The organism is Phocaeicola salanitronis DSM 18170, from assembly GCF_000190575.1.
GTDB classification, from domain to species: Bacteria; Bacteroidota; Bacteroidia; order Bacteroidales; family Bacteroidaceae; genus Phocaeicola; species Phocaeicola salanitronis.
Genome location: NC_015164.1, coordinates 475,922 through 497,274, shown reverse-complemented (window position 1 = coordinate 497,274; position 21,353 = coordinate 475,922). Strand labels below are relative to the sequence as shown.

Genomic DNA, 21,353 nt, shown 5'->3' with positions numbered 1-21,353 from the left:
GGATAACGGACAAGCCGTTCCCTGCTAACCATTAACAATCAAATAAAGGATATAATTATGAATATAGAACTAAAACGACAAATTGATAGTTGGACAGAAGCCGATAAACACCAGAATGTAATTGATTTCTTAGAAGGAATCTTTCCAGCAAACAGGGATTTTGAAGAAATCGGATTATTGGCACGAGCTTACAATTATAATGGTGAGTATGAAAAGGCATTAGTCTTGCTTGAATCAATTCGAGAAGTTGGTGAGTCGGATACCAACTGGAATTATCGAATGGGCTATGCTCTCTATTATCTTGGCAGGAATAGGGAAGCATTGTCTTATTTTACAAAAGCCGATGAATTGACACCAGGAGATGAAGACACGATTGATTTTATTCGTCAATGCAATATAGAAGTACCATTTAAGAGTAGGGTTGACGCTTTTTGGTCATGGTTTTTGCAGAATGAAGCAGAACTTTCGAGAATGGTTGAAAAACGTAACGAATATGATGGTGATGTGGTTGTTAGATTTATTGAGCAAGGTACTGACTTGATAGCAAAAGACGTGCATTTCAATATAGGTGGCAATTATGAATTTACTTTTTCAATAGAAGGGAATGAGCACCTATTTTATCTCTATCCTTATTTAATATCCCGAATGCCGGAATCGCTGGAAAACAAATGGCATTTCTTCCCTTATAATCCAGGAATGGATACTTCTTTCGAATTCCGAATGCATGGGATTAAAGTGAATATGGAAGAAGTCTATGTATATGCCAATTATGATGACAAGCAAAATGATTTTGCTGTTTCGTTTTATGAAAAGGGTTTATGCTCTTTGCCTGAAGAACAAGGATATGGCACTTTTTGTATTATGATGGAAATAATGTTAGGCGAAGGTCTTGCTTTTAGGTATATTTCAGATGTTGAACGTGCTGATGAATTGAAAGGCGATATGTTTCCTCTTACGGCACTCCGTAGGCATATCACGCAAACATTAAAAGAACATGGCAAAGAAGTGTTTGAAAATCCAAAGGATGTTTTTGTCACCTATCAATTGGAGCCGGAAGAAAATGAAGAGTTACGGTATGATGTGGCTATCGGTACTACCTGTTTTTCTCACTTGATTTCCCAGTATTACGAAAACGACACGACTATCTTTGATAAAATCAATCGGTTTGGAGCGCAAGCTGTATTTCTTGCATTTCCATATGACAATACAAGTGCTGAACAAAGAAAATTAGTTTTAGGCTTCCGGTATGCATTGGAGGATAGGATTACGAAAGAAATTCTGAATCCGGAAGGGCTGGGGCTTCTGTTGGGAGGTGCAATGGGAACCTGCTGTTGCTATATGGACTTTCTATTGTATGACGTTAATGCCTTTTTAGAAAAGGTCGTGCCAGTATTACGCGAATATCCGCAATATTCGTTCTACCTTTCTGATTTCCGCCAGTATTGTAGGCTAACAAGATTGTCTGATTCAGAAAGTAAAGATCGCTAACAAGGTTGAGCTAACAGCTAAACGCTGTTCCGCACCAACCCATTACCAATTTTTTACGATGAAGACGAAGTTAAAATACCCGATATTCAGTTTTTCCACCAAAGGCAACATGATATACGTGTTCCGCACGGAGAAATTGTACACAACGACCAATACCGAGTTGTTAAAGAAGCGGAAAAACTATATCGTAGTGGATGCAACGGGGACGAAATATGTTGAAACGGGGGCGCATAAAGTGAAATGGCAAGGGATATTCGGGTATTTTACCGGAATGCAGGGGCGTGTGATTTCCATTGAATACGAGTACAAGGACAACCCCGAACCGTTCCCGCTGCAAAAGCTGCAAGAACTGATAACGGAGCGATACCCCAAGACACGGTGGTTCAAGGAAGAAAGCTGGGAAAGCGTGGACGAATTCCGGCAGGCGATTTTCGCCTGCAAGACCTTTGAGGAAGTGGCGGACATACTGATGCCACGACCGCAGACAGCAGGTGAACGCATAAAAAAATGGTTTCATCCCACCCGGAAAGAACTCAAATTCAGGATAGGCTTCATCGTATTTCTCATCCTATACCTGTTGGCGTGTTACTGGATATTTGGCTTGGAATCGTAAAAACAAGGAGGGAAAAGGATACATCATTATTTATTAAGCATGATGAAATTATTGGAGAAATATTACAATATAAATTATTACTGCACTTATAAGCTGCTGTTCTTCATTTTCGAGAGGATGCTAAACCCTTTCTATTGGCTAAGCCTCTCGAAATGGGACAACCGCTATATAAAACGGGGCATTTCGATGGCTCAGAAACAAGAAGCAGCCGAAATGCATAAAGGCATCAATGGTTCTATCATAATTTGGTCGACTAACACCCCATGCATCATCAGCTTTTGGATGCTCTGTCTTGTCTGCCTTGCCTGCATCAAGATTTTCAGGGTGGAATTATTGAGTGTTTTGGATATGATTGTCGGGAACATCTTCCTCTGTATTTTGTGTTTCGCAATCATCGTGCTGTTCTTGTATTATGCCAATCGCATATTCCTGTTCAAACACGACAAGTATAGGAAGTATTTCGCCGAGTTCGATAAAAAGAAGAAGTATCTGCTCTATTACAGCATCTATGTCGTTTCTCTGATAGTCCAGTTCGCGACTTTCTATCTGTTGCTTAACAGCGCATGAGGCGATGGCGAGATAACGCTTGTATCAGACTGAAACATAACCCATAACGCAGGATAAGGTCGAAGTGTTTCCTGCTGAATCATTGGCAACCAAAATGGAGAATATGACTGTCCGATTGAAACGACATAAAGGATTGGTAAAGACAATAGCCGTTATAGCTGCCCTTGTGCTGTCGGGGTGGCTATATCGTGAGCTTCATCCGACCATTATCTTCCATACTCCACAAGAGAGCAAGTATTTGGGAAAAATAGTTTGTACGGCAGATGGGGATTTGGAGAAACTGTATATCGAAAATCATACTGTCCGCTACAGGTTGCCCTACCTTTGGAGTTGGAAAGAGGAGGACGAGGTGGCTGTTTTCATAGATAACTACGGCGATGTCATCCGCAAAGAGGATTTGGACTTTTGGAAGTTGGATATTTATTTAGATGAAGATAATTGCTACCAGAGCCACAGCAAGACGGAATACTGTTGGGGCTTACGGCATGTCTTACAATCAAAGACTGATAAATAAGTTGATATGTATGCTAAACCCAAGTTGCCCATGAAAAAGCGAACAATACTTATCCTGACCATCCTCGCAGCAGGGTTGCTGATGTGGAAATGGCTGGCTTGCGGGTACAATCCTGACAAACCGACGGAGTTTTATCCGATTCTCACAAGACTGAACGATGGCATGAAACACGAAGCCTTTGTAGTAAGCAATGCACCCTGCGACACTTCCGAATTGCGCAAGATGGTGGAGAAATACGACATTGAAACATTGCCGCTGGACACTTTGGAGAAATACGAATCCATATCCCGCACCTATTACAAAGAAACAAAGTATATGACGAAGAATTTCAAGGAGGGAGAGGAATACGACCCGGAGTTCTCCACTTGGGACAACATCCAAGATTTCAGGAACCACATTGACGACATCCTAATGGAAACGCACCACTATTCGGTGGACACGAACCAGAAATACCACACGGTTTGGGTACATTGGGATTGGGACTACAAGAAAGGCAACAAATATGTGAACCGCATCAAAGAACTTTTCCAGGATTGGAATTCTTTTGTCTGCGCCAAAAAGAAGCTGTACGGTATTGAATGACATGAAAATACTTGTCCCTGTCATATTGAATATAATCTGCTGTGCGGCATATTGCGTATGCCTCAATCAAATCAATGTATGCAAACCGATTGCGCACATGGACGTTTCGATAGGCATCCTCTTCCGGTTCAGCATTGCCGTTCTGTTCTTGACTTTGCTGGCGGGCATGTTCATCCTACGGCTTACCCGAAGAAAATTCCTGATAGCACTCCCGGTGATAATGCCTGTGTTGCTATGGAGCAATCATCTGGATATATTCCCTCATAGGGCATTCGTCTATATGGGATTGTCTATTGTAATTTATGGAATCTACCTATTCATTTGCGGGTATTTAACCAATCGGTATGGATAATTCATAAAAAAATCCGGCCGTATGGTCAGTCTCTCCATTATTTTCCGTAATTTTAGACGGTGGATTAGGATTGCCAACTTGAAATACAAATTCAATGAGAAAAGCCAATGTCATAAAGTTCACGATATACTTCTTGCTTTTCGCTGTTATTCTATACTTTGAATATTATGCGATAGAAATGCAAGGGGGAGAATGGATTGCCCATGACGACCGCAGACCTTTGGTAAGCATGATGGCACTAATTGGCATTTGTCCCATTTATATATTGTATGATATAGCGATACGCAATACGTTGTGTCGGTTGTCCGCTCTTCTGCTGCAAGCTGTTTTTAACCTTTGGAGCCTATTATGGTTTAGCGCACTGCCAACACTTGGCACATACGAAGCGGAATATGAACGCACAGGGGTACTGCCGGAGAATATGATACCGTCTGATGAAAACAACTTCTACTTTTGTTGGATTGTTGGCGCAATCATCATGACTTATCTTACGGTGGTAATGATTATTTCTTATGCTATGAAACTGTATGCCGGCAGCAAACGACTTAATCACCCCAATAGTGATTAGTTGCCGGATATTATAAATTGGGACAAATAATTCATTGGCAAAAGATAGCAAGGACGATATGGGCGTTATGCTGCCTGTTGATGCTATGGGCAGGCATCAGTAATTACTTGCAGTTCACGAGGCATACGGAACTCTATCCCATAGGCGAAGGCTTCGGATGGATTTACGAATCCTCCTGCAATTACATCGTTTCCTGTTGGATAATCGTCTGTTGGGCAGTTGTCGGTATAGGCATATCTGCTTTATATCGGATGAGATATAATACGGTCTGCCTTTGGGAACACATCATCCTGACCGCCCTGACGATAATATATCGTTTTTTTCCATAATGTAAAGCAAGCATGAAAGCAATCAGACTGATAAAATTCTTCTTCGATGCAATGTATTATCAATTCTTCATATTCAACCGGGACAAATTTCGGTTGGAAAACCCGCATGAAAGAACTGTGATGCTATTTTGCGGACTATTATTTTTACCTGCAATAGTGTTGATTTATCCATTGGTCAAAGATAACTTCGATTATGATTTGCCGTTTATTTTCTTCATCCTAATCTATTGTATCATGTATCATTTCATGAGCAGGCATTACATCAAAAAGAAAAGGGGAATTGAAATAATGCGGGAAAAGCCATTGCTGTTTGGCAGTCAAAGGTTCTCCTGCATCATGTCCTGGGTGATTTATCCTCTTTGGGTCATATTGCTTTATTTTATCATAACGCATCGCCATTGGCTGAGAATTGTATAACAGAGAATTCAGTAGTTGGCAGCAGAAGGACAGCATCTTACAATGCTCCTTTCAAAGTATTGCAGGGAATCGGATTTCGGGAAATACGAAAGGAATTGTGCAGTTGAAAGATTTAAGCCGCATGTTGAGAAGGCATCAACGGTACGGAGGGTATCGGTAGATTTCAATGCTGAATATCAGGCGATTTACACAAAGAGGCTTCATTTCCTTTGCTCTTTACTGAAGGTCTGAAAGCAGATTTCCGGTAAAAACCATATCCGTAAATCATCCTTCTTATAAGTTTTAACACAATAAAACAGACCGGTCAGTTTGTTTTTGCAATCCTTTTGCTATATTTGCGCATATGAATTTAGTTTCGGCAACATGGATAAGATTCAGAAACAAAGAGGAAGCATCCTTCTGTACATGGAAGAAAAACATGATGCGTATTACATCCGGATAGAGCATCCGGGAATGGCCTGCTGTGTGTTCCGGGCAGGTCGGTCAGAATGTGTCGAATACCGGAAGACCCGAAAGCGAAGTACCGGCACTATTCCGATTGCAGGAGGAATCGTATGAGCGAACGGATATATCAAAATGCCTTTTATGATGGCTGCTGTCAAGAACAGCTACATCGAGGCTCTGGCATGAAAATCAAATTTTCGTAAAATCACGCCGGAAGATACAGAAATACTTCGTATGCGGAGGTGCTTCAACCCAATGGCGTTTCTACAAACAATATATATATATATGAATAATACAACAAAAGTAAGAATAGTCTATGAATGCAGCATCATTGGCATTGTTCTGCTGACATTCTTAAAAAGCATGTTCCCATACATGGATGCATGGTGGTATGTAGCCCTTATCGCTTCACTTACAGGACTATGGTTCTCGTTGTCTTACCTGAAACGACATAATTACAGATGGGGGTTCAGCTACATAGAGAATCACTTGTACATTGACCTGTTATTGAAAGTACAGAAATGGTTTCAGAACGCTACAATCACGGCCCTGCTGATACCTATATTCTTGACAGACCTCCTGTATAATCATTTTTGTTTTGTAGCATATATATTGCTTGTTGGCATGTTCTTAGGCGTGAAACTGGCTGTTTATACGGTAGAGTATGCCATATACAAAAGCAAGTTCATCGGCTGCAAGGAAAGGTAGCCCCAACCGGTGTTCTTTTTCAAACCATAAAACTCATTCTCAAATAACACTTAAAACAAGAACAATGAATCATATCAAGAAGCTGGCAATTGCTTTATTGGGAAGAAAAAGAGAATATGCGATAAAAGGCTTGGGAGTTTTTCATTCCAAAGTTTGCGATTGGTGGCCGAACGAGCGATGCGGCTGGTGGTGTACATTACAGTTGCCATCATATTCGGCTGAAACAGTGATTTGGCTGGATGGAGACACTTCGGCTCCATTACCCCGGCAGATATTGGATTTACAGGTGTTGCTGGAAAACTGGAAATCAGTGAATGAGCGAGTGGGAAGCCGCTTGCCTGATGAAAGCCGGTTGGCACATAAGGAAGAAATATATGCCTCATGGCAAAACAGATTCTATCCTGAAGAAATCAAATTATCCGAGAAATACAACAATAGCTGGGAAATCACCTTCACCACATATGATTTGGATTATAGCTTCAGCTTTATATGGAAAAATAATACAATACAGAATTTAATTTTAGATCATTAAATCAACAAAATGTGGCAGGCAGCATGGCTACTTAATAAAAGTCATTTATAAATTCCAATAAACTTTCTGATATGACACAGTTTGCAAATACCCCAGGCATACCTAAAGAAGATGCGGACAAGCTGTTCGCTGCTGGAGTTTCATTCCTAAGCAACAAGGCTTTTTCTTCCGCCTATGTGTGCTTTGACCGTATTCCGGCCAAGGATTTTAAGCTACTGTACAACAAAGCCCTCTGCTGTTTCATGGTGGAATGGTACGATGAGTGCCACAGGCTGCTTTGTGAAGCCGAACGCCTTGTGCCCATGAATGTCGGCCACGGCACGGAAAGACTTCCTGAAGCCTTCCTCCGTTACCTCCATGACGAGGAGTCACCGTTCTGCCCCATGCCGCAAGGCACTCCCGAGCCGCTGGCATACACACGGATCTTGCGCCTGAAGGCGGAAGCCGCTTGCAAACAGCATCTGTACGGAGAACTTAAGGCCATTTCCTTCCGGCTGGGCGGGAAATACAAACATATTGAAACGTTAATCAATACTTCATGCAACAATGATGACCAATAAAGAAATCTACAATCTGCACACTTCCCATGATTCGGAACCTTCCGAATTATACGAAGCATACCAGGATGTCCCGCTTGACAGCCTGGACGAAAGCCGCAAGAACAATACCCCTCTGCATACGGCCTGCCATTTTGCAGACATGACAGCCGTAGGTATCCTGCTGGACAGGGGCGCGGACCCCAATGTGAAAAACGATGACGGCGACACACCACTGTGCGTCATGGCAAGACGCGGTCCCCGACCGGACGATGCCGACATTGCCGGCCTGCTCCTGTCCAAAGGGGCGAGAGTGCCCCGTTCCGGCAAAGACACGACCGCCCTCATCGAAGCCGTGCGCAACCGCAATTTCCAGATGGCCGATGCCCTTCTGACGACGGGGAACCGCATTGATTCTACAGACAGGAGCGGCAGAAACGTGCTGCACGTCATCTGCTTGTCTGCCGGACTTATTGCGGACGATATCAGGCGCACGGAAGGACGGATAGCAGATTTTTCCCAGCGGTGGTACTCGGACAAATCCAAGCAGGAAGCGTATGCCGAACTGGAAAACCTGCGGGAATCGGACAGACAGTGCTGCCACACCGCAAAGCTCATTCTGGAAAGCGGACAGATAGACCCTGAAGAAAAGGACAGCATCGGGAAAACCGCCTTTGACATAGCCGTGGAAAGCGGTGCGCGTAAAATCGGGGCATTGCTGTCGGGACAGGACCCCGAAACGGACGGTCTGGCCGCCCTCGCCGGAGGGCTGGACATCTTCCAGGCATTATGGCACAATGACATGACAGCCTTGGATGCCCTGTTGCGTTCCGGAGTAGATACCCAAAGCATCTGCGAGGATAAAAACATGACCGACTTCAAGGGCAAATCCCCGTTGGGTTGCGCCCTGGCATGGGAGAACTTCACCGCAGCGGAAATGCTGCTCAGAGGCGGTGCCGACCCCAATTTCAGGGACGCGGAAGAACGGACGGCCTTTGCCGTATGGATGAGCAACAGAGGACACGAGCACGAGGACAAGGAAGAATGTCTGCATTTCCTTCAATGCCTGACGGAATGCGGGTGGGACCCGGAAAGCCCCGCCGACAAGGAGGGGAACACAGCCTTGTCCGTCGCCTGCCGCGGGGCAGGATATGATACGGGTATCTGGGCTGTACGTTATCTTGTGGAGAACGGGGCGGATGTAAATGCCGCCAACATGCAGGGACAGACCCCTGCGATGAATCTCTACGGGGGACGGTACTGGGACGGCAACATACCGCGTTTCGCGGCCATGCCGAGGTCATATCCATACGACGGGCGTTCCTGCACGGAACAGGATGCAGAGACACTTGAAATACTGCTTGAAGCCGGAGCGGACATCAACGCCAGGGACAAATGGGGCAATACCCTGCTGCATTACATCGCAGCCAGCTCGATGAGAGGCTCGAAGGAAGCCGCCGCCCTCGTGATGGACTTCGGTACCCCGGACGTGAACGCCGTGAACAATGAGGGGCTGACAGCCCTGGACATTGCGGCGAAGAAGAACGACGAATCCCTTGTGAAATTTTTATTGAAATACAGCTGAGAATCGTATGGACAACAACATGACATTTCTGAATGCCTGCCGGAACGGACAGAAAGGCATCGTGCTGATATTCCTGAAGAAAGGCGGCATCGACGTGAACAAGCGGGACGCCGAGGGCAATACGCCGCTGCATTACGCTTGTCTGAAAGGTTACAGGGACATCGTGAACCTGCTGCTTGACAGCGAGGCGGATGCGACCATCGCCAACAACCTGTCGGAAACACCCTTGCACGCCGCTTCCCGGAGCGGGAACAAGGAGATAATCGGGAAACTGGTACAATACGGAGCGGACATTGATGCAACGGACAGCGATGGCCGTACCCCGTTGATCCGTCTGCTTGACAACAGGCGTACAGACGCCGCCCTGTTCCTGATAGAACAGGGAGCGGACACGGAAATAGCCGACAACACGGGGCACAAGGCGATAGACTACGCCACTGCACAAGGATTGCGTACAGTGGTGGAACGTCTGTCCGTAGAAAGCACGACCGATACACATGGCAACACACCGCTTCATCAGGCGGCTTTCAACGGCCAGTCGGAAATCGTCCGCTCGCTACTTTCTGCATACCCCGACATGATAGATACGGCGAACGACGTAGGGGAAACCCCGTTAATCATCGCCTGCATGAAAGGGAACCTTGCCGTTGCCAGGCTTCTGATCGGTGCCGGAGCTGATGTAAACAAGGCCCAATTGGACGGAAACAGCCCGCTACATTTTGCCGCATGGTCCGGGAACAAGTTTATCGGCAACGACCTGATAGCAGCCCACGCACAGGCAGATGCGCAGAACGGGAACGGGGAAACGCCCCTAATCCTTGCCGCCAGAGAAGGGAACAACGAATTTGTCTCACTCCTTGTGGAGCATGGGGCGAACGTGAACCTTGCGGACAATCTCCAGCATACGGCATTGTATTATGCCAGTGAGCGGGGTTACAACGAAATAACGGAAATCCTGCTGACGGCAGGAGCCGAAGGATAGAGTATCACATTTTTAATAATCAAGATGATATGACAAAAGAAAAAGCAAATCCTCAAAGTCCGGAGGAAATGGCAAAGGCGGCACAGGAAGCCGCAGTAAAGGCGGCTATGGAACAGGCACAGTCCATGTTCGGGAATATCCCGGGATTCCAGATGCCCGGCGGCATGGAGGAACAACTCATGGCACAGATGGGCGCGGGAATGCCCGACATGGCAGCAGTACAGGCACAGCAGGAAGCTATGCTGAAAGCGGCGGGCATAGACCCGGAGACGGTGGCGCAGGCAGGCCGTCAGAACATGGCATACGCCCAGCAGATGATGCAGGGAATGATGGACGGCACACTCGGAGAGGAACTGTCCTCATCCGATGCAATGGCACAGATGATGGACGCCTTCGGTAGTGATGGGTGGACCATTAACAAAGCCGACGACGGCAAACTGGATACGGCACAGCTCCGGCTGCTGGCTTTCGGTGCGCCCATGTTAGTGTATAATGACGAGAATGTGGATTCGATTGACTGTCCTGAGGAAGATGTCGAAAGCATCAGGAGCACGATTGAGAGCTGGTGGAATGTGACTGACCGCGAGAGTACACTGGAGATTGTGAAGTGGCTGCTTGAAGAAGGGCATCATGCCGAGGCCGACGAAGCCCTTGAAAAAGTCCGGAAACGGGGAATCGAAAACATATCACAGGAAGAGCGAGACGACGAGGAAAGCAAGATAGGAGATGTCTGCCTGATAGCGGAGAGCATGGAAGAAAACGGATGGTGTCCCGGAGGGAAGATGCCGGGCAGCGTCATCGCATGGGATCTGGTGCGTCTGGTAAACCTCGGACGCTGGGCATACCTTTGCGGTTATGTGAGCGAGAGTGAAATGTGGCAAATCATGCAGGCGGCGGCAGATACGGCACTTGAGCATTTCTCTTCATGGGAGGAATACGGAATGAGTTTCGTCATGGGCAGAGGCGTATGGCACGGCGACCCGGATGACAGTGAAACGGCATACGAGATAGTAAGCCTGCTGCTGGAGGATGACGAATCACCCTGGAAAAAATCAAATTTCAATATAGGATAAAAAACAGAGAAAAATGAAACTGGAAGAAGAAAAAATTATGGATGAGGGAAAACATTTTCCCAGCCATTTCGGAGAGGTCTATGATGCCATGCCGGAGAAATTCGAGAAACGGAAAGACAAAGTAAAACCGGTGATTTACTGGGGACTGACGGCAGTATGTGTGCTGCTTGTCATTTTTCCCGGGTGGCTGCCATTCATCCCCTCATGGCTGGTACGGACAGCCGGTGTTATCGGGGCGGTTTTCTGTGTCCTTACCGCGTTGGCCGCAGGCCTTAAAATCTATAACCGTACAAGTGGCGGCGAGGTGAAGCGTTACAAGACCAAGAAGTTCATCAGCAGCATGACAGACAAGGACGACATAGTAGCAGCCTTCAACCGCCATGATTTCGAGTACCTGTGCGATTTACCCAGCGGCAACGACCAACCGGTGCAGTTGCAAGTGGAAAAGGATGAAAAAGGGCATGAGCTTTATTGCATCCTGGTTACATATACCAAGGGGTACAAGATTGTAGGGCTTGCAGACCCTGTCATCCTCACCGGGGTGGAATACGAGAAGAACGAGGCATTTATCCGGCACATGTGCGATAACGACGCCGACTGATAACCAGCAAGGTTCAAGGACCGATAATCTTTGATGTTGGGACACAGGAAACGGATTCACTGTGTCCCAACCTGTTCAGTACAAACTCATATCCACCAAACATAACCTGGAATATATTATAAAATGGAGTGCTAATATGGTATTCAACAACGATATATGACAAAAAGAACAAGTAAAACAAAATACTGCTTCATCAGAAGCCGAATGTTCGTCTGCCTGTTATTGCTATCTGCATTTTTGCCGGTAGCCCATACGCATGCTTCGGAGACTGCAGACTCCGTATATTTTCATGCGGAGCTTGATACGGTTGGCGGTCTCCGTGTCGGGCGGGTACTGCGGCTGACGTATGCACTGGTTAATTCCCGATTCGACACGGCTTCCTACCCAGTGTTCAATGACAGCATTAAAGTGTTGAACGGTCCGAAGCCGCATAAGAGAGAGAGCTGTTCCATTATAAACGGTGTGAAAAGCAATAGCTATGAAACAGGTTTCTATTATCTTGTACAGTTCAAAAACAGTGGGGAAGCCAGAATCCCTGTCGCATCCGTGACGGCCGATGGCAAGACATATACCACGCCGGAATACCGGGTGTCCGTACATCCTGCCGAAGTGGACATGAGCAAGTTGGAATGTCATCTGGAGGTGGAGCAACTGAAGAGCGATTACGTCAAGTACCGTGCAATCCTGACCTGCAACGCCCGTCCCGACCAAAATCCCCCCTTGTTGACCATTAACGGGAAAACGGTACCGCCAAACAGCAACTCATATTCGAGTTCCAAAAACAAGGAGGAATACACTTACACTTATTACTTTACCAGCGAGGGTTATGATGTGTCCTGCGAGGAACTGACCTTTGGCGGGGTTCCTTATTTCATCAAACCCAGGGAGAGCAAGCTGGACGAAGCGGATTATATTGTTGCAATCCTAATTATAGGTGCATTGTTCGAACTGATATGGTGGCTTGCCTACCGGATTCGCTACCGTGAGGAAAAGAATGCTCCCCTTGCCGCCTTTGTATTGGAAAAGAAGACGCTTCCCCTGATTATCAGCTGGGCGTACACCCACTACGGCGCATCGCATATGTTGATGCTTTATGCCGCAATGTTTATTTCCATAAGCGGAGTGATGCATTATTCGAGCAATATTGATATAGAGGGTCTTTTATGGCTCGGTATCATTCCCGGACTGCTTGCCTTTATACTTTACCGGCACCAACGGCGCAAGCTGGATTTCCAGAGCATACCGACCTCATTGGACAAACAGGCGATTTATGACCAGATATACAAGTTGTCGGTAACTTATGACTGGGACGTGGACCATTACGGCGAGGACTGCATCGTGGCTCATACCAATCCTTCCCTTTGGGGTATGACATGGGGAGAACAGATTTTTGTCGTGTTCGACAAAGGTCAGGTATGGGTCAATAGCGTAAACGACCTGAACAAGCGTACCTCGATATGTTCTTTCGGACATAACAAACGGAATATTCGAAGAATAAGGGAGGCACTTGCCGGTGCTGCCGGGCAAGAAGGGCATCTTTTTGCCGGGTGTGAATGCACATCCGGGCAATCTGCTAATTGGGGTAAGGTCAGGTATAATCAGGAAAAAACCATATCAACTGTCCATACTGTTGATGCAGATGATACAGAGAGAAAGAATAACCCTGCAGGCTCTGAGGAATATAACTTTCCTGTCGATAAGGAGACAAATGGAAAGGATAACAAAGATCTGTCATTCTGGTCACTAATAACTCCAAGAAAAGGAAATATCGCAACCCCCTTACTTATTTATATAAATGTGGCATTGTTTATAGTGATGTCTATATGTGGGGTAAGCCTTATAGAACCGACAGGCATTTCTTTGATGAAATGGGGTGCAGATTTTGGTCCGCTCACACTTACCGGTGATTGGTGGAGAACCGTGACCTGCAATTTTATCCATATCGGGATAATCCATTTGCTGATGAATATGTATGCTCTATTATACATCGGGATATTCTTGGAACAGATTATCGGAAGCAGAAAGTTGATGACCGCCTATCTCCTGACCGGATTATTCTCGGCATTGGCAAGCCTTACTGCTCATCCCGAAACGATAAGCGCAGGGGCTTCCGGTTCTATTTTCGGACTTTACGGCATCTTCCTTTCTTACCTGATCTTCAATCACAAGATAGAAAAACACCAGCGAAAATCTCTTTTGTTTAGCATAGGTTTCTTTGTAATCTACAATCTTTTGCTTGGAACTAAGGAAGAAGGAATAGATAATGCGGCACATATAGGAGGCCTTGTCTCAGGAGTTATATTGGGTATAACTTATCTTTTGGCAGACAAGTATAGCTCTAAAAGGGCCTCACGATATATCGCATATATTGCTGAAATGACATTTCTGATAATGTTCGCATTCCTTTTTACGGGACTGACAAAATCCGTACCTTCGGATTTTAGGGAAATAAGGAACATGTGGGAATACGGTACATTAGAGAAATACGCACAGGAAAGTGAATCTGAAGGCAGAATACAGGAAAGTGAAACAGATCATACCAATTATATACCCAACCAAGGGGATAATCCTGCAACATTTAGCGGCAGCGATGAAAGCATAGGAGACGGCAGGAGAGAGTATGTGAATAAAGCATGCGGACTGAGGTGTACATATCCCACAGGATGGAATGCTGTAGTAAAATCAGATGACAACTGTGTTTTACAGCTTATGGGCAATGCCGGTAATACCATTGTCTTCAACTACAAAAAGTTCTCTTCGACCGAGGAAATCGACAATGCACGCAATCTGTTGTTGAAATCTATGAGCGGGACCGCTCCCGAAAGTGTAAATATCAACGGAATACCGTTTGAACGGATTTCGGGCAGAAGGGAATATCCATTGGAAAGAGGTGGCAGCATGAACTTTAATCAGAGTATAATTTTTTATCTGAATAAAAAGGCGTTGGACGGTTTCATTATCGTTTCAATGACAGCGACCGAGACCCATGAATCCGAAGCCCATGATATAATCGGTTCTGTCAGAATATTACCATCCAACTCACAATGAAAATAAAAGAATACGCTACCGATGAGCTTTTGATGATGGCCAACAATGTAACCGGAGAATATACGGACAAGGAAGTGAGACAGGCCAAGCTGGAACTGTACAAACGCGGTGTAAACTACAAGTTGATAGCCGACATCATGGAAGAAAAGGAGGAAACCTTCATGAGAAGACTGGATGCCGCAGCCCGTGCTGAGCAGGAACGCCTTGACAAGGAGAGAGAGAAGAACAGGAACGTGAGTTACCGGTGGTGGGAACTGATACCGATGTTCCTGTTCGCCCCATTTTACATGTTCGGAGAAATGAGGTATTTTGTAGGCTCTATCATTTTGCTGCCTGTCCACCTGCTAAGCCGGACTCCCGTTGACTTCAGTTATATGTTCAGGGAACTGCGAAGGCTGAAGGAGGAAAAGTGTGACCTGAAATTCAAACAGCGGCTTACTGTCTTGATTGCCGGAGATCTGTTTTATCTATCGGTATGCTGGTATAACTTTTTGAGATTCTGTTTCTAACGGGAATGAAGTACGATATATTTTGGGAAACATACATAATTGCATCTATGAAGGCAAGATTCAAAAAATTATCCTGTACCTGTCGGCTATCCTGTTCCTGCCGGCATTGCACGCCCCAACAAGGGCATATATTTCCAAGGAAACAGGCTCTGTTTGCCAGTACCCTGCGGACTGGAAGCATTGCACGGCAAATGAATATCCGGAAATGCGGGATAAAGGCCTGCTGGTTTTTGTGAAATCATTAACATACAAGTTGATTTTATATAGCAATGAAAAAAACAACGAATTTGCCCAAGTTTAATAGCCAGGACGGGCGCTGTTACTGGATGAAGCCCGAGGTACAGGAGGAATTGCAGCCGCTCTTTGACCAGTGCATCCAGGATGCTATTGACGGGAGAATCACGCGGCTTGATTCTCTCTGGCCGCCGGTAGTGGTCAGCAGTCAAGGTGCGCCCTTTGAGGTGTGGCAACTGCTTAGGGCGTGGACCGAAATACAGCGGGCCGAGACCCTGGATGCGGAACAGGCCATCGCCTTCAGCGAAAACCTGCGCCGCCAGAGCCGGTGGGGTGAAATTGACCACCATCTACTTGATATGCTCAAACGGGAGCTGCAGGAAAAGTATTTTGTTGCAACAGACAATGAAGATGATCGCTTCTGGAATCGGGAGTATTCCCTGAAACCAGGTATCCATGCAGAGCAAGTTCCGGAGCCGCTGCTGCGCTTTGCCTGCTATGTGGCGGTAAACTATAAGGTATATGGCATGAGCTTCCAGTATTTGGACACCAATTACCTGTTGGGATTGGTCGGGAAAGTCCGACCGGATATAGTGGAAAAGCTGAAGGAAAACGGAACCGGCAGGTTGCCGTTCAACCTGCAAAAGAGAAAAACAGTGCACTTCACCGCATCGGCCAACGATGCCTTTGCCGTCATCCGTATTACTGCCAGGGATAATACGGAGGAATGCTGTCATGAAGTGCTGAACTACCTGTGTGAGCTTCTGGAGCAGGATGATTTTCCCCGCAGCTATGCTGTGGAGTTCAAAGGACCGGAAAAGAAGTATCTGCCCATTACAGGACTGCCCCAAAAGGGAGTAAACCAACTTTTTGCCTGTGCCGTGCAATACCCCAGCCTCCACCACTTGATGGAACGGTACGCCCGGCTTGCCATGCGGCAATATGAACAATACACCAATCTCAGCGATGAGCTGTGTGCCCTTCCCGGCAGTTTTGCCGTGTTTGCCTTGGGAATGCTGGGGCAAGAGTGGCGGCAGTTGGTGTGGGATTATCTTGACCTCTGCGATGATGAGCACTCCCGCTTACAGGAAAAATTCCTCCGGGAGTATGTGAAACAGTTCGGCTTTACCGCCGATACAGTCCCCGTTTTTGTCCGGGGGGTGCTGTCCATGCAGGACATGAAATATTCCAAGGACTATGCCGCATGGATGGCAAACGCCGAAAGCCTGGGTGCTCTGCTGGAGACAAAATCCCGTCTGTCTGAAATCGTCCCAAGCGGTTTTTCCTCCGACGAGGATGATGACGAGGATGATACCCCCAGTCAGGAAACAGAAGCCAGCCCGGAAGAAGTGCTGCAATACGCATGGGAAACAGTTTGCTATGTAATATGGGGCAAAAACAGCGCCAAGGGTGGTCAGAAAGTGGTGGACGCAGCTCCGGAGGAACTGAAAGAGATGTATCGACAAGTTTTCATTAACATAAAAAAAGAGAGAATACAGAGAAAATGATAAAAGAAACCATAGAGAAACTGAAAGGCATTATCGCCCAAAGTGACACGGGGCACCTGCCGCTGTCCTGCCGTATCGAACTGATGAAACAGGTCGGCGATGTACTCACCGTGCAGAAAATCATGTGCGAATGCTGCAAGAAAGCCTGTTCTGTCACGGGGCGACAGATTATGGACAATGTACATCTGCTTTCCCGCATAAACGAGCATCTTTACAGAAAGCCGGACTCGGTGGAAGACATCGAGAAGGAGTCGGGCGAACTGTGGCTTCATGTGCAGAACAATCCTGACGAGGCGACCACAACCGTGAGCTGGGCCATCGCCAGCCTCGGGTATTTTGTCTGCGGTGATGCGGCCTCCATGCTGAACCCGGAAGATTACGAAGGAGAGGATGATGACAGTTTTGACCCTGAGAGCATGGACATCGATTTCATAGTGTCGCTGGTCTGCTCCGGTGGAAGTCCCTTTTCCGATAACTGGAAAGGTGACGTGGAAAAACGTAGGGAGTATTGGAACTGGTACCTGGACATGACTCTCGCCATGTATGAAAACCCGCAGCAGGAGGTCATACCCTTCCATGCAGTCAACGACCGTAACACACTCCACATACCTGTGCCGCCCGGGTGCGACCCGGCATTGTCCGGAAAGATAGAGCGGCTGAACTCCGCCCTCGATTCATACATCCATGCTCCCACGAACAGGAAAGAGACGGAGCGGATGAAACCTTATGCGGAGGACAGCTCCCTTGTCCGTATCGTGGCCGATGTCATCCGGGGGTATTCCTGCATACCCTCCACACCGCAGGAAAAGGAGGATTACCGCATAACCGGAATCTACAACTATGATGTCATCCGGTTCTGGTACTGCGTGGCCCTGCTCGCCCAGTCCCCGGACGAATGTGCGGTTGCCTGCCTGTCGGGACTTGCCCGTACCCTCATGGAGCAGGGACCGGGAGAACTTGGCATATTGTACCGCATCCTGCTTCTGCTGCCGGAGCGGGAACACCTGCACGGGCTGACAGACGAGCTTGCTAACTACTACCGGAAAATCATCCCAGACCTTGAAGCGGCGAAATGGCTTGCAGAGGCAGGCATCCCGTACCCAGACACTTTCGAGTGGTCCGTATCGTTCCGTTTCACTTCCAACGGGGAAACGGTCCTCCTGTCGGGGAACGAAACGGAAAGGAAAGCGTGGTTCACGCTGAGTGTCGAACTGTTCGGCCCTCAGGCTTTATACGGCGACTACACGAGGTTCACGAGCTACCACATCCATGTACGCAACGGGGACAACTCCGTTCACGGGCATTGGAATGAAAAGGACGGCTATCTCCTGCGTGATAACGAATACCTGATAAAAGATGAACACTACACTCCCAGACAGCTTGTCATACTGATGCACAAACTTTCGGGGGTAGGTATCCGTTTTCAAAAGTCCCGGCCGGTGTTTCCGCTTCTAAAGGAATATCCGGCAAAGCCGTGAAGGAATGGATAAGGGAGATGATGGAGGCATACGAGCATGACTGCATGGAGGAGGTACGGGATCAGGCCCTCGACATACGCAAGGACGAGGGGGATGTTGGCGACACACTCAACGAGATAAGGAAAAAATGGGGAGAAGAGATACCGGTATTGAAAGAGGGCCGTTTCGACGAAATCGTGATGCAGTATTCCTGCTTCTCGCACGAAATGGGCATTACAGCCCTGGGACAGGAACTTTCCTCATACGGGTACGCATTATATGACCTGAACGGAGATGACATTTACCTGTTGGCATTGGTTCCGCAGGCGGAAATGCAGGCTTTTGAGGAGAAATGCCGCAAGTACGGGCAGTATTGCAAACTGCTGAAACAATCCCGCTATGACTTCGGCATGAAGGCAAGAACCATAAAACTGCGAAGGCAGATGCCCCGTGAAAGGATGGCATGGCCTGATGACGGGAACAGATATATCACAAGAGGTTTTGCGGGTTATTTCGCTTATGGGGAATGGCGACAGGCGGATGTTGAGAAATGGCAGGGTACATTCGTTGCGGATCTACGTGTCACACCGCTTCAGCCGGTGAAACAGCGCAAGACAAAGATAAAGGCTCTTTTATATTCGGAAGAATTGGATTTTTATGCCGCATTAAGCAGTTATAGTAAGTGGTCTACATTCGCCGTTGGAGGCAGAAATCCCCTGGAAGCCGATGAATGGCCCCGCTTGAGCGGCCTGTCCCTCGAGAGCCCGCACGAGTTCCGCTGGTGCGGACGTTATTTATGCATGGGTGACATCCATAGTGCCACCATATTCACCATGTCATCACGGGGAATGAAATATGAAAGCCGTTTCATTTTCATTGACCGGATGAATTATCCTCCCTCTTTCGGCATAGATGGCAAAGGAATGCCATATATAATACCGGGAGAGTTCAGCCGTTCATCGGTTTACCGTTATGAAGGCAACGGAAAATATTACAGGATGCCGTTCCACATGTCCGGATATGACAGGTTCAGTAGCGGCTGTATTCCGGTGCCGGAAACCTCCCGGCTCCTTCTGCTGGGAGAATACATGGCAAGGAGCAACAGCGGGTTATGGACGGAGCCCGGTCTGCTCGACCTGAACATGGCGACACAGGAATGCCGCATCGCCCCGCTCCGCATGGGAGACGGTTCTTTCCGCCTGCGTGAGTTCTACAAGGAGTGGGTGCTGGTGGAGAGCCGATCGAACGGCAACCGAACCGACTATGCCCGTCTCTGGAACCGGAAGACGGACGAAGTGCTGCGTCTCCGTCCCGGCGTGTTGGGCAACGAATCCTTCAAATCCATCCATGCGATGCCTGACGGAACTGTCATCGTGAATACCCTTAATAAAGGAGATGCATTGTACCGGGCGGAAGATTTCTGGAATTTCCTGCGCACGTCAAGCCGAGCGAAGAAACTGGGATACTGGCTCAACTATCCGAAGCCTTACCCGGACAGGGAATACGAGCTGCCTCCCTTGTCGGAAGACGTGACCCTGATGTTTGCACCTCCGTTCGTTGAATCTCAGCCAACCATTTCTCCTGTTGCAAAGCCGCAACCGACAAGAAGCGTCAAAACAGGACCTGCAGAAGCCTCCGAGACACAAGCCACAGACGGAGTAGAAATTGCAGAGGGACGGTTGAAAATAAACGGCCGGCAGATGTCCATGCCTTTATCCTACACGGTTATGGTGCAGATTTTTGGCAAGGAGAGAATTGTGATCACCCATAAGACTATGCAGGATGACAGAGGCAGGACCATACAATACGACAGACGGAGTTTCCTCGTGTGGGACGATGCCGGAGTGACTGCCGTCCGGAACGAAGAGAATGCCTATAATATTTCGGCCATTTATTTACAGGTAAAAGAAAACAAGGAGCAGGTATCAGCCATTCCCGCACCAACCGGAATATACGGCAGTGAAATCATAGTGGACGGCAACAAGTGGGACAGGACATCCGACATGACTGTATGCAGCGGGGAATTGGAAATAGCGTCATCTGCATCCGGCGGTTATATGGAAATCACATTCGCAGGCAGCCGTGACAGGAGAGACACATGGCAGCACTACCGTGACATCATGGCTGAAAATATGCAGGCCGCACTCGTGGAAAGAGACCGTGTAAGGTTGATGGCAAGGAACCATCTTGCGGGCAAGCCCTCGGACGACCAACCGGATAGCGCCACTTCACTGGCTCAATCCTGCGAATCATTCCTTACCCATTCAGTCAATGCCCTCCATGCCGGTTATTCTATGGGCAGAAGCGTGCGTTATCTGAAAACCAACCTGCTCCCGCTTTTGACAGAGGCAGCGGAAAAGTGCAGCGAATACGGTTCCGTCAGGTTTTCAGATCTGCTGTCCGTATATTCCGGATGCGTGCTTCTCGGCTATGAAAAGGTAAATATGAAGCGGTTTTGCGAAAAGCTGGTTAAAAACGGTATCCGTGATTTCGTGTTCGATACCCTCACACGGTGTCTCGTCCCCGAATGGGACCTCACGGAAGACACGGTGTTTCCGAAAATAAAGGAGTGGATTGTTTCCCGGCATGGAAACACAATCGCGCCGGAAGCAGTGACTGCATTAAAAGAATTATCCAGCATATCCGGAAATGTCCTGATTTTAGATGCGATAATGAAAAGCATCCAAAATTAATAATCCGTAAAGG

The 21,353-nt window shown here is 47.4% G+C and carries 21 protein-coding genes; all 21 read left to right on the top strand.

Annotated elements, in window-relative coordinates; genetic code table 11:
* The first annotated feature begins 57 nt into the window (after positions 1-57).
* The 21 genes from BACSA_RS02310 (at position 58) to BACSA_RS20515 (ending at position 21,340) form a co-directional block, all read left to right on the top strand.
* A complete protein-coding gene (locus BACSA_RS02310; protein WP_013616513.1) occupies positions 58-1,488 on the top strand; it encodes a tetratricopeptide repeat protein in 1,431 nt (476 codons plus the stop codon).
* A gap of 58 nt (positions 1,489-1,546) precedes the next feature.
* Positions 1,547-2,101: a hypothetical protein gene (locus BACSA_RS02305; protein WP_041583850.1), complete on the top strand. Its 555-nt coding sequence runs from the start codon at positions 1,547-1,549 to the stop codon at positions 2,099-2,101.
* Positions 2,102-2,140: 39 nt separating this feature from the next.
* Positions 2,141-2,668, top strand: a complete 528-nt coding sequence (locus BACSA_RS02300; RefSeq protein ID WP_041583849.1) for a hypothetical protein — start codon at positions 2,141-2,143, stop codon at positions 2,666-2,668.
* Between the two features lie 103 nt (positions 2,669-2,771).
* On the top strand, positions 2,772-3,182 hold the full coding sequence (locus BACSA_RS02295; protein ID WP_013616510.1) for a hypothetical protein: 411 nt from the start codon (positions 2,772-2,774) through the stop codon (positions 3,180-3,182).
* Between the two features lie 30 nt (positions 3,183-3,212).
* Complete coding sequence (locus BACSA_RS18840; protein WP_013616509.1) at positions 3,213-3,764, top strand: hypothetical protein; 552 nt, start codon at positions 3,213-3,215, stop codon at positions 3,762-3,764.
* A gap of 97 nt (positions 3,765-3,861) precedes the next feature.
* Positions 3,862-4,116: a hypothetical protein gene (locus tag BACSA_RS02285; protein ID WP_041583848.1), complete on the top strand. Its 255-nt coding sequence runs from the start codon at positions 3,862-3,864 to the stop codon at positions 4,114-4,116.
* Between the two features lie 94 nt (positions 4,117-4,210).
* Positions 4,211-4,684, top strand: a complete 474-nt coding sequence (locus BACSA_RS02280) for a hypothetical protein (RefSeq protein WP_013616507.1) — start codon at positions 4,211-4,213, stop codon at positions 4,682-4,684.
* Positions 4,685-4,701: 17 nt separating this feature from the next.
* On the top strand, positions 4,702-5,013 hold the full coding sequence (locus BACSA_RS19750; protein ID WP_144005171.1) for a hypothetical protein: 312 nt from the start codon (positions 4,702-4,704) through the stop codon (positions 5,011-5,013).
* Between the two features lie 780 nt (positions 5,014-5,793).
* A complete protein-coding gene (locus BACSA_RS02270) occupies positions 5,794-5,988 on the top strand; it encodes a hypothetical protein (protein WP_144005170.1) in 195 nt (64 codons plus the stop codon).
* A gap of 171 nt (positions 5,989-6,159) precedes the next feature.
* Positions 6,160-6,582, top strand: a complete 423-nt coding sequence (locus BACSA_RS02265) for a hypothetical protein (protein ID WP_013616505.1) — start codon at positions 6,160-6,162, stop codon at positions 6,580-6,582.
* Positions 6,583-6,646: 64 nt separating this feature from the next.
* Positions 6,647-7,114 (top strand): hypothetical protein, encoded by a 468-nt coding sequence (locus tag BACSA_RS02260; RefSeq protein WP_013616504.1) that lies wholly within the window; start codon positions 6,647-6,649, stop codon positions 7,112-7,114.
* 71 nt (positions 7,115-7,185) lie between these two features.
* The gene (locus BACSA_RS02255) at positions 7,186-7,674 is read left to right on the top strand and encodes a hypothetical protein (RefSeq protein WP_013616503.1); all 489 of its coding nucleotides are present in this window, start codon (positions 7,186-7,188) and stop codon (positions 7,672-7,674) included.
* Positions 7,661-9,235, top strand: a complete 1,575-nt coding sequence (locus BACSA_RS02250) for an ankyrin repeat domain-containing protein (RefSeq protein WP_013616502.1) — start codon at positions 7,661-7,663, stop codon at positions 9,233-9,235. Before BACSA_RS02255 ends, BACSA_RS02250 begins: the two co-directional genes overlap by 14 nt.
* Before the next feature lie 7 nt (positions 9,236-9,242).
* Positions 9,243-10,217: an ankyrin repeat domain-containing protein gene (locus BACSA_RS02245; RefSeq protein ID WP_013616501.1), complete on the top strand. Its 975-nt coding sequence runs from the start codon at positions 9,243-9,245 to the stop codon at positions 10,215-10,217.
* A gap of 29 nt (positions 10,218-10,246) precedes the next feature.
* Positions 10,247-11,290, top strand: a complete 1,044-nt coding sequence (locus BACSA_RS02240) for a DUF1266 domain-containing protein (RefSeq protein WP_013616500.1) — start codon at positions 10,247-10,249, stop codon at positions 11,288-11,290.
* A gap of 13 nt (positions 11,291-11,303) precedes the next feature.
* On the top strand, positions 11,304-11,891 hold the full coding sequence (locus BACSA_RS02235) for a hypothetical protein (RefSeq protein ID WP_013616499.1): 588 nt from the start codon (positions 11,304-11,306) through the stop codon (positions 11,889-11,891).
* A gap of 156 nt (positions 11,892-12,047) precedes the next feature.
* Positions 12,048-14,939: a rhomboid family intramembrane serine protease gene (locus BACSA_RS19020; RefSeq protein ID WP_013616498.1), complete on the top strand. Its 2,892-nt coding sequence runs from the start codon at positions 12,048-12,050 to the stop codon at positions 14,937-14,939.
* Positions 14,936-15,448 (top strand): hypothetical protein, encoded by a 513-nt coding sequence (locus BACSA_RS02220; RefSeq protein ID WP_013616497.1) that lies wholly within the window; start codon positions 14,936-14,938, stop codon positions 15,446-15,448. The genes BACSA_RS19020 and BACSA_RS02220 overlap by 4 nt, the downstream gene beginning before the upstream one ends.
* A gap of 287 nt (positions 15,449-15,735) precedes the next feature.
* Positions 15,736-17,190, top strand: coding sequence for a DUF6138 family protein (locus BACSA_RS02210; protein ID WP_013616496.1), 1,455 nt, complete (start codon positions 15,736-15,738; stop codon positions 17,188-17,190).
* Positions 17,187-18,668 carry an Imm5 family immunity protein gene (locus BACSA_RS20520; protein ID WP_013616495.1) on the top strand — a complete coding sequence of 494 codons (1,482 nt, stop codon included), beginning with the start codon at positions 17,187-17,189 and terminating at the stop codon, positions 18,666-18,668. The genes BACSA_RS02210 and BACSA_RS20520 overlap by 4 nt, the downstream gene beginning before the upstream one ends.
* On the top strand, positions 18,665-21,340 hold the full coding sequence (locus BACSA_RS20515; RefSeq protein WP_245546568.1) for a DUF7738 domain-containing protein: 2,676 nt from the start codon (positions 18,665-18,667) through the stop codon (positions 21,338-21,340). Before BACSA_RS20520 ends, BACSA_RS20515 begins: the two co-directional genes overlap by 4 nt.
* The last annotated feature ends 13 nt before the right edge of the window (positions 21,341-21,353 follow it).